This window comes from Leucobacter chromiireducens (genome assembly GCF_003917135.1).
Taxonomy (GTDB): domain Bacteria; phylum Actinomycetota; class Actinomycetes; order Actinomycetales; family Microbacteriaceae; genus Leucobacter; species Leucobacter chromiireducens_A.
The window spans coordinates 1-14656 of sequence record NZ_RPDI01000043.1 but is presented as its reverse complement, the minus strand read 5'-3'; the positions used below and the strand labels follow the sequence as shown (position 1 = coordinate 14656).

Here is a 14656-nt window from a genome sequence, read left to right as displayed (position 1 = left end):
TCGCCCGAGCAGCGAGAAGTCGAGCGCGATCGACGAGTAGTCGGTGATCACCGTGTCGATGCCCCCGAGTAGCGGCGTCACGTCGCGCACCAGCTCGGCGCCGAGCAGGTGGATGCGTGGCCCGCGCAGCTGCGCGTAGTCGCCGTGACCGAGCGGGTGCGAGCGAATCACCAGGTGCGCGTCGAGCCGCTCGAGCGCGGCGGTGATCTCAGCGGCTTCGGCTGCTGAGGGCACGGCCGGGTCGGCTGCGCCGTCGCGCCAGGTGGGCGCGTAGAGCAGGATCGCTGACGCGCCAGCCAGCCCCGGGGCGTCCCCGAGGAGAGCGACGAGCCGTGCACGCGCGTCCGCGGCGAGCTGGGGATCCCGCGCCTGCGCCGCGAGCTCGTCGTCGCGCGGGTCGCCGAGCACGCGCACCTTGCCAGGTGCAACCCGGAATGCCGACCGCAGGCGCTCAGCGGCGAGCGGCGAGCCGGAGACGAACAGGTCGACTTCGCGCGAGCCGGCGAGGTACATCCGGCGGAGCAGCGCACGCACGGGGGCGGGCCCGCTGACCGTGGTGGTGACGGGCGAGTCGAGGTGCAGTCGTTTGAGCGGGGCACCGTGCCAGAGCTGGACGACGCGGCCACCGATCACTCCGAAGCGGTTGGCGTCGCCAAGCCCGTGTGTCACGACGATCTGGCCGGCACGGAGGGTCGCCCAGTAGCCGGCCCAGCCGCGACGGGTGACCGGGGTGAAGCCTGCGGCGAGCGCGGCCTCGGCCTCGGCCTCGGAGCCCGTGAGCCAGGTGATCCGGGCATCGGGATCTGCGCTGCGCAGCGCTCGGGCAACCGCGAGTGCGCCCTCGCCGAACCCGCTGCCGCTGCCGAACACCCACCGCGATGCCGCGCGAGGAACGAACCACGAAACTAGCACCGAGAGGAGGTACTTCGGCAGCGCGAGCAGTTTCGAAAGATTGCCCTGCGCGAAAGTGAAGCCTGCGGTACTCATCGTCCCCACTGTAGAGGATTGCGCTGGGTCGAACGCGGCGAACGCCCCGCCGGTGTCTCCTTGGCGAGGAGGCACCGGCGGGGCGTTCACGTGTGCGCTGCGGGATCAGCCCGTCGGGGGCGCTACCACTCGAGCTTGCCGAGCTTCGCCTCGACCTGGCCGGCCTTGCCGCCGCGGAGGTAATCGATCTGCACGGTGCTGCCACCCTCGTGCATGCGGATGAGCGCGGAGACCGAGGTGCCGCTCACAGCGGGGACACCGTCGACGGCGGTGATCACGTCGCCGGCTTTGAGGCCGGCCTTCGCGGCGGCCCCGTCGGCCGTCACGTCGACGAGCAGGCCGCCGGCGTGGCCGGCATCCTGGTCGGTGTCCTGCGTGGAGTCGGCAACCGACGCGCCGAGCAGGCCGTGCGAGGGCTGCTCGCCCGCGATGATCGCGTCGGCGACGCGGGTCGCGAGGTTTGCGGGGATCGCGAAGCCGAGCCCATCGCTTCCGGCGGCACCGTTCGAGGCCGCAGCCGAGGCGATCGCGACGTTGATGCCGATCAGTTCACCCTTGCCGTTCAGCAGGGCGCCACCGGAGTTGCCCGGGTTGATCGACGCGTCGGTCTGGATGACGGGCAGCGTAACCGCGCCCCCACCGGACTGCTGCTGCTCCTGCTGCTGCTCCTGCTGGCCGCTATCCGGCAGCCCGAATCGGAAGTCCCAGGGGAAGCCGGGGTTCTGCTGCTCATCGTCCTGCTCGGGGGTGGGGTCCTGCGGGATGAGCGGGCTGCCCACCGAAATGCCGCGATTCAGCGCGCTGACCACGCCGCTCGTCACCGTGTTGGCGAGGTTGAGCGGCGCACCGATGGCCACGGTCAGGTCTCCGACGTCGAGCTTGTCGGAATCCGCGACGGAGATCGCGGGCAGGCCCGTGGCGTCCACCTTCACGACGGCGAGGTCCGCGTAGGGGTCGACGCCCACCACCGAACCGCTCAGGATCCGCCCGTCGCTGAACTTCACGCGCACATTGGCGTCCTGCATCGCTGCCCCGTCGAGGGTGACGACGTGGGCGTTCGTGATGATGTAGCCGTCTTCGCTGTAGATCACGCCGGAGCCGGAGCCGCTCGCGTTGCCACCCGACACCTCGAGCGTCACAACGCTCGGGGTTGCCACCGCGGCCACCCCGGAAATCGCTGTGGCGTTCTCGGCATTGTTCAGCGTGATCGCGCCGCCCTGCGCCTGGTTCTGCGGTGCACTGTTGGAGGAGACCAGCGCGGCGACGCCGCCACCAACCAGGCCGCCGAGCAGAGCACCGATCGCGAGACCGGCGAGGAGCGAGCCGGTGCGCGACTTCGGGTGCGCCGAGCCGGCGTTCGGGGCCGCGGCGGCGCCGAACGCCTCACCCGGCACCCCGGCACCGCCGGCGCCGCCGGCCGCACCCGTGTGCGCCGGGGCTGGCACGCCAAGCCCAGAGGGGACGCCGTGCTCGGGGAGCTGCACGGTCGGCTGCGTGGCGTGCTGCTGGTGTGGCTCCGCCGCCTGCGGCGCGTGCGACTGCTGCTGGCCGGGGTACTGCGGCGCCTGCGCGTGGGGAGCAGGCTCCTGCGGCAGCTGCGGCTGCGCGGCAGGTGCCGGCGCGTGCGGCGCGTACTGCGGTGCCGGAGCACCCGCGCCAGCTGGCGCACCCTGCACCTCCGGAGCCTGGGGCGCCGGCTCCTGCGCGGGTGCCTGGTTGACGTCCTGCGCAGTCGGCGGGGTGGCGCCCGCCGCCTGCGCGGGTGACGTCGTTGGGGTCGCGGCATCCTCGCGGCTGTTGCCCTGGCTCTCGGGGGTGGTAGTCATGTGAGCTCCCTTCGTGTGTCTCTAGCTTGGCCCCCAAAGCTATGAATTCGATTAGGACGAACTGCATGAGACCTGCAGATCAGGAGCCCACCCCGATCACTCCCGCGCGCTATCGCCCCCGACGCCCCTCCCGCGGCGCGTTCTGAGGCGCCGCGATGCGGCTGCGGCGAGCGCTCCCGCTAAGAGCACGCCTGCCGTCACGAGCGCGGCGGTGACGCTCCCACCGGTGGTGCTCAGTGAGGGCGGTGGCGCCGCCGGCGACGCTCCGTCCGGCGGCGGCCGCACCTCGAAGCGTTCACCCGTCGCCCCGCAGGTGCCGGTGTGGACGACCGTTTCGCGCCCGTCCTCCGTCATGATGAGCGTCTCAACGAAGCCGCCCGGTCCGGTGAGTTCTGCGCGCGCTGGGACACGGCGGGACTCGTAGCGCCCGGGCCCTGTGACGGGCACGCCCGCGGGATCCGAGTACTCGGCGATCTCCCGCTCGGGTTCGCAGCGCAACTCGCCGTCCGCGCCGGCCGCGTACGCGGTGAAGCGCACACGAAACTCGATTCCCTCTCGCTCGGCGAGGCGCCCCTCGACGATTGCCGTGTCGAACACGTCATCCCCGACGTCAACGGACCCCATCGCCTCGGTCCGCACCGTCGGCCACAGAACGGAGGTGGTCTCCTCCGGGTCGCCGCACGCACCGCGCGCGAGTTCTCGCGCGCGCTCGGGTGGCGCACCCTCCTCGCGCTGGGTGAGCACCGCGACCCACCAGAGCGTCTCCCCGAACTTCGGCGCCGCGGTGAACTGCGGCGCGCGCACCTCCCCCGGCTCGGAGATCCGCGTTGGGGGCGTGGTGAAGACCCGGTTCTCCGCGGCGCATACGGCGTCTCCGGTGCCCGTCAGCGCCGCGTCGCCCAGGTATCCCTCGAACACGACCTCGTGCAGGAGGCCGGGACGCTGGGAGAGCTCGCCGGTGATCGTCGCAACGTCCGTCACCGGTTCGCCGAGCGCCGCGATGCTCGTCGCCTGCGTGGTGAGCTCGGGCGCCACGACGCGCGTGCTCTCCGTCAGGTCTCCGCAGCTGCCTCGGTCGACGGGAATGCGCTGCTCGCCCTCGATGAGCCAGAGCGTCGCAACCCACCACACGGTACCCGCCCACTCAGGGAGGACCTCGACGGGCGGTGATGTGTACGTTCCGGGCCCGTCGACCGGTGTCGCGCCGGCCTCGAAGAGGAGATTCTCCGGCACACACGCCGGGGCTTCGGCGTCGGGCTCGGCGGCGTCCGACGGGGCCTCGTCCCCTCCCGCTCGTGGCTCGGCGCCGCGGTAGCCGGCGAAGCTCACCTCCCAGCGGGTGCCCTCTCCGGCGCGCGCACCCTCAGACACCTCGGCGGTGTCGACGATGCGGTCGCCAATCGCCGCGTGCTCGGGCGCGCGCGTCTGCACGCTCGGCCGCTCGATGGCGGTGGTCTCGCTCGCAATGCCGCATGCACCGGTGTGGATCGCCTCGGTCGTTGCCGGGGAGTCGAGGTAGAGCGATTCCACCCACCAGATTCGTTCGCCATGCGCCCAGCGCGCGGGGAATCCCGGGGAGGTGATGTCACCGATCTTCGTCACCGGGAGTCGCGGGGAGCGGAACACGCGTTGCTCAGCGCGGCATTCCGGCGCACCGTCGTCTCCGTACGCCTCCCGGTACGCGTCGAAGCGGATGCTGTACCGCGCGCCGCGGGCGAGCGTTCCACTCACGGTCGCGGTGTCCTCAAGCGTCTCCCCGAGCCGCACCGAGGCTGGCGCTTTCGTCACGACGCCGGGGGCCGAGACCTTCGTCGTCTCGTTCGCAAGACCGCAGCTCCCCGTGTGCACCGGGGTGCCGGCCACCGTGACGCGTTCTACCCAGTGCACCGTGCCCGCGGACCTCACGGGGATGTCCTGGCTTCGGAATGTCCCCGGGCCGGTGATGGCGATGCCGCCGTCATGCGCCACCGGCTGCGCGACGCAGAGCTCGTCCGGCGAGAGCGCGGCGATCTCCTCAGCCGTCCACCGTTCGGGCGCGCGGGGTGTCCCCGCCTCGGCGTCGGAACCCCCACGCTCCTGGCCAGCGCGTGCCTGGCGCTCCGGCTTCCCCTGCGCAGCGTCCCGCGTCGCACCGCTCAACGAGCCGATGCCGCCTGGTCGCGTGAGCCGTGGCACGATCGCCTCCGGCGCGGGGATCCTCGGGAGCGTCACCCTGGGCACCGTCGCCTCGGGCGCGGGGATCCTGGGCGCAGGATGCTCCGACGCAGGGTCCTCTGGCGCAGCTTCCTCTGGCGCGGCTTCCTCGGGATCCGGGTCCTCCGCCTCCGGGCGCTCAGGCTCCTCACCCGGCTCGGGCGCCTCGTCCGGGACGCGAATGATCTCCCAGTTCTCGTCGTACTTCGGGGCACCCGCTTCCGGGAGTAGGTACGCCGTGAAGTCCGCCATCGCCCCGTCCCACACTTCGGCGCGGGTTCCCGGCTGCTCGGTGACGAGCAGCTCGTCGCGCATCGTGCCGCCGACCTCAGCGGTGACCTGCGCGAGCGAGGCGACGCGCGGCGGCGCGGGAGGGAGCGGCGGCGCGATTGAAACCGTGTCAAACCGCCCGTTCAGCTTCGGCACCGCGGACGCACCGACCGCCACCGCGATCCGCTGCGCGTTCCCACCGCTTGCCGTGCGCGTGTCGTGGACGGTGAGCTGCGATTCCCAACCACGCTTCCCGGTGCTCGCCCAGCGCCCGGCGACCTCCACCTGCTCGGCCCCTTCGGCCACAGCGATCGTCTCGGCGCCCGCCCCGCCGCTCACCGCGAGCCGCGTCGTCCCGCTCCGTTGAAACTTCCCGCCGGTGACCGAGAGCTCGGTGGTGCCGGCCGGGTACGTCACGCGCACGGTGCGCTCCGCGCCAGCAGAGAGCTGGGCGAGTGAAAGCGTGCCGGTGACGGGAGCCGCTGGCACCGGCACCCGTGCACGTTCGGTCGCCTCACGGTACAGCGCATCGGAGGCGGAGATGAGCCGTCGACCCTCCGCCGACTTCGTGAGGATCGCGATCTTCGCGTTGAGGTACGGGTTCCCTGCACGAAAGTTCTCGCGCATGCGCCACACCGTGATCTGCACGGCGGCGGCCTGCCACGGGTCTCGGGTTTGGCCGCGGGTGTCGATGAGGTAGTTGAGCTGCCGCATCCCGTGTGGATCGCCCCACGCGGTGAGCTGGCCCGAACGACCGGGCAGGCGGTTCGTCCGCGTGCCCGGCAGCAGGTTTCCGGTCGGCTCGCCGTACTGGATCTCGATGCAGTACGCGCGCGTGCCGTTCGGCATTACATAGTTCGAGATGACGAGCCCGCCGGGGAAGGTCATGGTCTCGCCGCGCGGCAGTGCGCGTGCCGGCGCTTCACCCGTCGCCACCAGCCCGCCAGCGAGGAACGCACCGAGGAGTGCGAGGTGCGCGAGCCTCCCCCACGTCCGCGGCCGACGCGGCAGGCTCCACCGGCGGGACGCACCCGCGCCCACCACCTCGCGTGTGCGTGGGACCCAGGCGCCCCAGTTCGTGTGAGATCTCATCGTGCTCCCTTCGCCGGCGTCCACGGTGGGACGCGTGGCGCGAGTTTCCGCGCCGTGCAGCGATCTTCGGGCAGTTCATTGCGACGTGCGACACGCCGTCCACAGGCGAAAACGGGCCTCGATTCGTGCTCGAGATGGGGCCGTGCTAGAGTAATAGATGTGCCGCGGGGTGGAGCAGTTCGGTAGCTCGCCGGGCTCATAACCCGGAGGTCGTAGGTTCAAATCCTGCCCCCGCAACCGTGAGGAAGGCCCTGATCAGGAGAAATCCAGATCAGGGCCTTCCGCCTTTTCACCGCGTTACGTGCGACGCGGCGCACGAGCCTCGCTGCGATTCCCGCCTCAGGCGCTCAATTCGTGGCGCTCGTTCGGCCGCCGGAGAGCAGCGCACCTGACGCACTGCTCCCCCGATTTCTCCTCCCTGTGAGCGAGGCTCGGTGGCCAGACACTGACACACCCCAACCTGCCGCCCGAACGCAGAAGGGCCCGGCCCCGAGCTGATGCTCGGGGCCGGGCCCTCCGGTGCGCACCGCGCGGGCGGTTAGCCCTGCAGTGCGTCCTCGATCGCCTTGCGCAGCTTGTCGTCGGCCTCACCGTAGGCGGCCCAGTCGCCGTCCTTCATGGCCTTGTCGCGCTCCTGCAGGGCATCCTGCATCTCGCGCAGCGCCGGATCAACGTTGGCGCCCGAGCCGGGGGTCTCGCCCTCCGTCGGCTCCTCCCCGTCACCCGGGGTGACGCCGGGGTCGACCTCGGTGCCGCCGTCGCCGGCGTTCGCACCCGAGTTGCCGCCGAAGAGCTCGTCGAGGGCGGCGTCGAGGGTGTCCTCGAACGCGATGTCGTCACCGAAGGAGACGAGCACCTTCTGCAGGATCGGGAAGCTCGTGCCCGACGACGCCTTCACGTACACCGGCTGCACGTACAGGAGCCCGCCGCCCACCGGCAGGGTGAGCAGGTTGCCGCTGATGACCTTACTCTCGCCCTGGCGGAGGATGTTCAGCAGGTTCGACACCTTCGAGTCGGTCGTGAAGCTGTTCTGCACCTGGCCGGGGCCGGGGATCGAGTTGCTCTTCGGGAGCGTCAGCAGCTTCAGCGTGCCGTAGTCGTCGGAGATCTTGCCATCCTCCGAGCCGGCGTTCGAGTTCGCGGCGAGGTAGCCGGTGAGGATATCGCGCTGGCCCTCCCCACGCGCGTCGGGGATGTAGGTCGAGTAGATCGAGTAGTTCGGATCCTCGTTCGCGCCCGCCGCCATCGTCAGGTAATACGGCGGCTGCGCGAGCTTCTCGGCGTTGGCGGTGTTGCCCGAGACGGGATCGTTCGGCGTGCGCCAGCGATCCTCAGCCGAGTAGAAGGCGTCGGGGTTCGTGACGTGGTACTCGCCGAGCACGGCGCGCTGCACCTTGAACAGATCGGTCGGGTAGCGCACGTGGCTGAGCAGGCCGCCGCTCATCTCCGAGACGTCCTTCAGCGTGCCGGGGAAGATCTTGCCCCACGACTTCAGCAGCGGATCCTCGGTGTCCCACGCGTAGAGGGAGACGGTGCCGTCGTACGCGTCGACCGTTGCCTTCACCGAGTTGCGGATGTAGTTGACCGGCTTCTGCATCGGGTCGCGCGTCGAGTCGACCGAGTCGACCATGAGCGCGTTCATGTCGGTGACCTCGGAGTACGGGTAGTCCGCCGAGGTGGTGTAGCCGTCGATGATCCAGACGATGCGGCCGTCGACCACCGAGGCGTACGGCGAGCCGTCGATCGTGAGGTACGGGGCGACCTTCTGCACGCGGTCGACCGGGTTGCGGTCGTAGAGGATCTGCGAGCCGTCGACCACGGCGCCCGAGAGCAGCACCTCCATGTCCTGGAACTTCAGCGCGTAGATGAGCTTCGTGAAGATGTTGTTGAGCTCGGGGCCGCCGTCACCGGCGAAGGTCGTCATGTTCTGACGCCCACCCTCGTCTGCCGCCGTGACCGCCTCCTCGGTCGCCTGCTCCTCGGTCGCCTGCTCCCCGTCCGCGGTCTCCTCGGCCGGTGCCGCGTCCTCCGCGGTGGCTTCGGCGACGCTCTCCACGTCGGCGGGGAAGTCGAGCTCGATGGGCTTCGTTCGCTCGCCGCCGACGATCGAGTACGTCGGCGACTCAAGCCCGAAGTAGACGCGCGGCTCGAACTTGCCGAGCTTGCCGCTCGTCGGGATGCCGTTCTCCAGGAACACCGGCTCGCCGCCGGGCGAGCGCTGGTTGCCGTACGCGGCGACGAGGCCGTAGCCGTGCGTGTAAACGAGCGTGCGGTTGTACCACCCGTTCTGATCCTCGACGTTGATGTCGCGCACCGCGGTCACGGCATCCTCGATCTCGCCGTCGATCTCGTAGCGGTCGACGCTCAGCGAGGTGGGGAACTGGTAGTACTGACGGATCTGCTCGAGCTGCGAGAAGGTCGGCGAGACCACCTCGGGGTCGATGATGCGGATGTTCGCGGTTGCGGCGGCATCGTCGCGCAGCGCGCCCGGCTCCGCGTCGGTGACCGCGTCGTAGCGTTCCACTTCGACGTCGTCGAGCCCGTACGCGGTTCGTGTCGCCTCGATGTTGCGCTCGATGTACTCGGACTCGAGGCTCTTCTCGTCGGGGCGCACCTGGAACTGCTGCACAGCCCACGGGTAGCCGATGCCGAGCACGATGCTCGAGATGAGGAACAGCACGGTGCCGACAACGGGCAGCCGCCACTTGCCGGTGAACGCCGTGATCAGGAACAGGATGGCGACGATGATCGCGATGCCGGCGAGGATCTGCTTGCCGGGGATCACCGCGTGCACGTCCTGGAACATGGCACCGGTGCGGATCCCGCCCGAGGTGGTGAGCGAGCGGTACTGATCGAGCCACAGGCTCACCGCCTGCAGCAGCAGGTAGACGGTCGCGAGCACGGCGGCCTGGATGCGGGTGGCCTTGGAGACCCGCACGTCGCGGCCGGAGAACGCGATGCCCCCGTACAGGTAGCTCGTGGCCACACCGGCGATGAGTGCGATGAGCGTGACCGCGGACGCGAAGCCGACGATGCCCTGCAGCATGGGAAGGGAGAAGAGGTAGAAGGAGATATCGAATCCGAACTGCGGATCCTTCTCCCCCGTCGGCTCAGCGTTGAGCCAGAGGAGCGCCGACTGCCACTGGGTCGCGGTGCTCACGCCCGCGAACAGGCCGAGCACCGCGGGGAGTCCCCACTTCACGAGGCGGCGGAGCGGCTCGAAGAGCTCCTGGTAGCGGTCGAGCTGCGCGGTGAGGCGCGCGTACACGGGCCGCTTTCGATACGCGATGTCGATCGCGAAGAAGATGGGAACCGCCATCGCGACAAAGCCGATGACAAACATCACCGCCGCAGCGATCCACTGGGTCGTGAGTACCGGGAGGTACCCGGTTTGCTTGTACCACAGCACCTCGCCCATCACCGCGGCGACCGCGAGGAAGCCGAGAATCAGGATCACCACCAGGATGATGGTGGCGGCAAGCGGCGAGAGTCGGCGCTGGGGAGCGGCTGGCGCTCCCATCGTCTGGTCGGTCACGTCTCTGAGTACTTTCCTGTTCGGAGGGCACCTGGCGGCGCTGAGCGGGTTCCGCGCCCCACCCTATCGCCCAGCGCTGACAATCCTCCGGGATCCCGATCAGCTTCGCCGCGAACGCCGGCTCGATCGGGATCGGTGCGCGGTGCGCGCTACTTCGCTGCGTCGCAGCGCTCGGTACCGGCGACGGGCTTCCCGTCTCCGCTCGCCGCGATCGCGTCGAGCGCCTCATCCAGCGTGGCGACCGGGGCGATCTGCAGCCCGTCCGGGACGCGCTGCGGCAGGTCGGCGCAGTTGCCCACCGGCATGAGGAACAGCTCGCTCCCCGTGCGCGCCGCCGCCCACATCTTCTGTTCGAGCCCGCCGATGGGGCCGACCTCCCCCTGGTCGTTGAGCGTGCCGGTGCCGCTCACCGTCCGCCCGTCGAGCATGTCGCCCTCGGTGAGCTGGTCGACCATGGCGAGCGCGAAGATCATGCCGGCGCTCGGCCCACCGATCTCGGAGAGGCTGATGTCCACGTCGTGCGGCAACTCGTACACCGACGAGATCACCGCTCCGATCAGCGGATCAGTGCCCCCCTCAGGGACCGCGGGGGTGAGCGTCACCGACTGCTCAGCGCCATCGCGCAGCACGTCGATGCTGAGCGCGGATCCCGCGCCGGCGTCGAGGATCGCCGCGCGGAGCGCCGGGAAGTCGGCAACCGGGGCGCCACCAACCCGCAGGATCACGTCCCCCTCCTGCAGTGCGCCGACGGCCGGGCCGTCCTCGGACACCGCAGCGACGGTCAGCTCAACGGGAACGTCTTCGCCGAGCGCGCGGTACGCGGCTGCGGCGGCCTGCGCCTGCGAGGACTGCATCTGCACGCTGCCCTGCGCCTCGCGGTCCTCGAGCGTGGTGCCCTCCGGGTAGAAGTCGCTGCGCGGCGAGATCCGCTGCGAGGGATCGACGAGCCCCGGCACGAGCGCGAGCCAGCTCGCCGGGTGCTCCGGGCTGCCGACGAGCGAGACGGTGAGGAGGTTCAGCTCCCCCGTCGTCGGGAAGGTCTCCGCGCCGGGGATCGAGATCACGGGCCGCGTCTCCCCGTCGATCTTCACCTCGCCAAGGGTGTTCACGACGGGCCCAGGGCGCTCCACCGTGAACGGCGAGGGGATCACCGCGGCGAGCAGCACGAGGCACGCCGCCGCCGCGATCGCCAGCGCCCAGCGCGAGCGACGCTGTTGCCTGTGCAGTTCATCCGTCCCGAGGACCGTGCCGTACTCGCCCACCGTGCTCCTCGTCATCCCAGATCACCGCGCCTGTTCGCACTCGGCGCAAAGGAAAACGCCGGGCGCCGGTCAATCTAGCAGGAAGATCTGACCGCTGTGCCGTAGCGTGGAATCACCACGAACAGCGAGGGAGCGGCGATGAGCGCGAACGACCACGACGACGCCGATCGAGAAGGCCGAAACGACTTCGAGGATCTCCAGCGGATCCTCGGCGAAATGCTGTCCGGGCAGGGCGGCGGAGCGGCGCTCGATCCCGAGCAGTTTGCGAAGGCGGCCGGGATCCCGATCGATCCGCAGATGCTGCAGGGCCTGTTCGCGACGCTGCAGGGCGCGATGCACAACCCCTCCGCCGAGATCGACTGGTCGGCGACCCGGCGCACCGCCATCGAGGTGGCGAGCGACGGCAGCGCCGCGGCGGATCCCGCGCCCGCGCTTCGCGCGTTCCCCGTTGCCACGCTGTGGCTCGACGAGGTGACCGACATCGGCGCGACTCCCGACGCACCGCGCACGCTGGGCCGGATCGAGTGGGTGCAGCAGTCCGTCGACACCTGGGTGGGCCTCGCGCAGCCGGTCGCCGAGTCGATCACGAGCGCGCTCATGGGTGCGCTGCAGACGCAGATGCCCGAGGAGCTCGGCGACGCGCTGCAGGGCGCTGCCCCCATGCTGCGCAGCGTCGGCGGCGCGCTCTTTGCCGTGCAACTCGGCACGATCATCGGCAAGCTCTCCGGCGAGGTGGTCTCGGCCGGCGACATCGGCATCCCGCTGCTCTCCGGGCCCGGCCGCGAGGGCGGGGCCCTGCTGCCCGGCGGCGTCGCCGCGTTCGCCGAGGGTCTCGATCAGGATCCCGAAGCCGTCACCCTCTACCTCGCCGTCCGGGAGCTCGCGCACGCGCGCCTCTTCCGCCACGCGAAGTGGCTGCGCCTGCACCTCCTCACGGCGATCACCGACTACTCGCGCGGGATCCGGATCGACACCGATCGGATTCAGGACCTCGCGCACGAGATCGATCCCGAGCACCCCGAGCAGATCCAGCAGCTCATCGCGAACGGCGCCCTCATTCCGCCGAAGACCCAGGAGCAGGAGGCCGCGCACGCGCGCCTCGAGACCATGCTCGCGCTCGTCGAGGGCTGGGTGGACGTGGTGACCGCGGACGCGGCGAAGCGGATCCCCGGCGCCGAGGCGATCGCGGAGATGGTGCGCCGCCGCCGCGCGACCGGCGGCCCGGCCGAGCACGCGTTCGCCGCGCTCGCCGGCCTGGAACTGCGCCCGCGCCGCCTGCGCGAGGCCGCGGCGCTCTGGCGCCTGGTCGCTGAGCGCAGCGACGTCGCGACCCGCGATGGGCTGTGGGCGCACCCGGACCTGCTCCCCACCTCGGAGGAGCTTGACCACCCCGCGCAGCTGCTGGAGCGGCTCGGTCTCGGCGGCGCGGCCCCCGAGACCGCGGTCGACGAGTTCGACGCGGCGCTCGCGCAGCTGCTCGACGGCGAACTGCCGCCGCACGCTGGCGGGGAGGACGGCCGCGACGAGGGCGGCGCTGCACCAACGACGCCCCCCGCTGGCAGCTGAGCGGCGGGTGAGCGGGGCGGCGGTTTAGCGGCCGCGCGCGTGCACCGGCTGGGCGTGGGGCGGCGGCTCCCCCACCTCGGCGACCGTGTGGCCGACGCAGGGCGTCTGCGTGACGCTCGCGCGCTCGATGCGCGACAGCGTGAACCAGCGCATCGCGTCGCGCAGGCGGCACCAGCCGACGAGGTACCAGGTCCCGCCGCGCGACGCGAACAGCACGGGCTCAACGTCGCGCTGGGTGTGCGCGCCGTCGCCCGCCGTGTAGCGGATCCGCACGACGCGCTGCTCGGCCATGCCCTCCTCGACCGCTGAGCGAACCGCGCGGGATCCCGCAGCCGGCGCGTCAACCCACACCCGCTCGGCGAGCGCCTCGGCGCGTGCGCGGGCTGGCGGGTCGAGCACGGCGAGCACCTTCTGCGCGGCGGCGACGGCGAGGTCGGAGAATGGCGCGTCCTGCGCGGCGGACACCGCTGCGAGCAGGGCGACCGCCTGCTGCGGCGAGAGCGTGACGGGCGGCAGGGTGGCGCCGCCAGCGAGCCCGTAGCCGCCGCCGGGCCCGGGGCGCGACCAGAGCGGCGCGCCGCTGCGCTCGAGCGCGGCGAGGTCGCGCTTGATCGTGCGGACCGACACCGCGAACTCGCGCGCGAGGCGGTCAGCCGAGCAGCCGCGGGTGCCGCTGCGGCGCAACATCTCGGCCAGCGCGTGCAGCCGCTCCGCGCGCTTCATCGCGGCACCGCGGGGATCGACATATTCATGACAGAAATAGTGACACACTGCTGTCCACGGCGCGTGTCAGAGTCGAGTCATGACCACTCACTCCGCGGCGACGCCGCAGCACGCAACCACCCCGCCAGCCCCGCTCCTCGTCCTGATCCCCGGCCACTGGCTCGGCGCGTGGGCGTGGGATGAGGTGCGCGCGCACCTCTCGGCGAGCAGGATCGACGCGGTGGCGCTCACGCTGCCCGGGCTCGATCCGGCAGACCCGCTGCGCGCCGACCGTACCCTCTCCGAGCAGGTCGCGGCGATTCGCACGGCCATCGAGGCGCAGGGGGCTGCCGGCCGGCGCCCCGTGACGATCGCTGCGCACAGCGGCGCGAACGCACCCGTGAGTCTCCTGCTCGACCAGTTCCCCGCCCTCGTGCAGCGCGTGATCTGGGTCGACTCCGGCCCGGTTGGCCCCGGGACGGTGTTCGCGCCGGATCTCCCCGCCGGGGTCGCGGAACTCCCGCTGCCCGAGTTCGAGGCGCTCGCGGCGCAGGCGAGCCTCGCCGGGCTGAGCGATGCCGCGCTCGCCCGCTTCCGCGAGCGCGCCGTGCCCCAGCCTGGCCCCGTGCTGCGGCAGCCCGTCGAGCTCACGAATCCTGCGCGCTGCGCGGTGCCGACCACGCTCGTGTGCTGCTCGATCCCCAGCGCGCAGGTGCTGGAGCTCGCGCGCGGCGGCCACCCGATGTTCGCCGAGGTGGCGGCGCTGACCGCGCTGCGCACGGTCGACCTCCCCACCGGGCACTGGCCGATGTGGAGCGCGCCGGGCGCGCTCGCGGAGATTCTTCTGGCCGAGATCGCCTAGCCCGTGCGGCGCGCCGCCGTCGCTCACAGCGCCGGATCGCTCGGGATCCGGCCCCTGCGCCACGTCTTCTGTGGAGAACCCGCTGCGCGCCCCGCGACCACCGCACACTGGGTGCATGACACCGTTCCTCCGGCTGCGCCCCGACCTCCCGGTGTGCTGGGAGGCCCCGACCACCCTGCGCGTGGGCTTCGAGCGCGCGGAAGCCCGGATCGCCGCGCCCTCGGCCGGGCAGCAGCGGCTCCTCAGCGCGCTCCGCGACGGGGTGCCGAGCGCGGGCCTCTCGCAGACCGCGCGCCGCGCAGGGGCCACTCCGCGCGAGGCTCGCGAGCTCCTCGCGGCGCTCGAGCCGGCGCTCGTGCCG

8 protein-coding genes, 1 tRNA gene and 1 pseudogene are annotated in these 14656 nt (G+C 71.5%); 4 read left to right on the top strand and 6 right to left on the bottom strand.

The features are described from left to right. From EGM46_RS13620 to EGM46_RS13610, 3 genes are all read right to left on the bottom strand, one after another. Positions 1 to 987 (bottom strand): CDP-glycerol glycerophosphotransferase family protein (locus EGM46_RS13620; RefSeq protein ID WP_206427587.1); only part of this gene is annotated, 987 nt, incomplete at its 3' end. 122 nt (positions 988 to 1109) lie between these two features. Further along, on the bottom strand, positions 1110 to 2813 hold the full coding sequence (locus EGM46_RS13615; RefSeq protein WP_125100675.1) for a S1C family serine protease: 1704 nt from the start codon (positions 2811 to 2813) through the stop codon (positions 1110 to 1112). Positions 2814 to 2909: 96 nt separating this feature from the next. Beyond that, entirely contained in the window at positions 2910 to 6368 is a 3459-nt protein-coding gene (locus tag EGM46_RS13610; protein ID WP_125100674.1) for a hypothetical protein, read from the bottom strand. Positions 6369 to 6531: 163 nt separating this feature from the next. On the opposite strand from EGM46_RS13610, the gene EGM46_RS13605 reads away from it, so the two are divergent. Continuing rightward, positions 6532 to 6605 (top strand) — tRNA-Met (locus EGM46_RS13605). A 301-nt stretch (positions 6606 to 6906) separates the two neighbouring features. Here EGM46_RS13605 and EGM46_RS13600 read toward each other — a convergent pair. Then, a complete protein-coding gene (locus tag EGM46_RS13600; protein ID WP_125100673.1) occupies positions 6907 to 9903 on the bottom strand; it encodes a UPF0182 family membrane protein in 2997 nt (998 codons plus the stop codon). A 149-nt stretch (positions 9904 to 10052) separates the two neighbouring features. Beyond that, complete coding sequence (locus EGM46_RS13595; RefSeq protein ID WP_125100672.1) at positions 10053 to 11180, bottom strand: YlbL family protein; 1128 nt, start codon at positions 11178 to 11180, stop codon at positions 10053 to 10055. Positions 11181 to 11303: 123 nt separating this feature from the next. On the opposite strand from EGM46_RS13595, the gene EGM46_RS13590 reads away from it, so the two are divergent. Continuing rightward, the gene (locus tag EGM46_RS13590; protein WP_125100671.1) at positions 11304 to 12731 is read left to right on the top strand and encodes a zinc-dependent metalloprotease; all 1428 of its coding nucleotides are present in this window, start codon (positions 11304 to 11306) and stop codon (positions 12729 to 12731) included. Positions 12732 to 12755: 24 nt separating this feature from the next. Here EGM46_RS13590 and EGM46_RS13585 read toward each other — a convergent pair whose 3' ends face one another. Beyond that, positions 12756 to 13454, bottom strand: a complete 699-nt coding sequence (locus EGM46_RS13585) for a helix-turn-helix transcriptional regulator (protein ID WP_125100670.1) — start codon at positions 13452 to 13454, stop codon at positions 12756 to 12758. 79 nt (positions 13455 to 13533) lie between these two features. Between EGM46_RS13585 and EGM46_RS13580 the strand changes: the two genes are divergently transcribed. Next, positions 13534 to 14295 (top strand): alpha/beta fold hydrolase, encoded by a 762-nt coding sequence (locus EGM46_RS13580; RefSeq protein ID WP_125100669.1) that lies wholly within the window; start codon positions 13534 to 13536, stop codon positions 14293 to 14295. A 115-nt stretch (positions 14296 to 14410) separates the two neighbouring features. Next, positions 14411 to 14656: pseudogene (locus EGM46_RS13575) on the top strand (hypothetical protein); the annotation flags it as partial.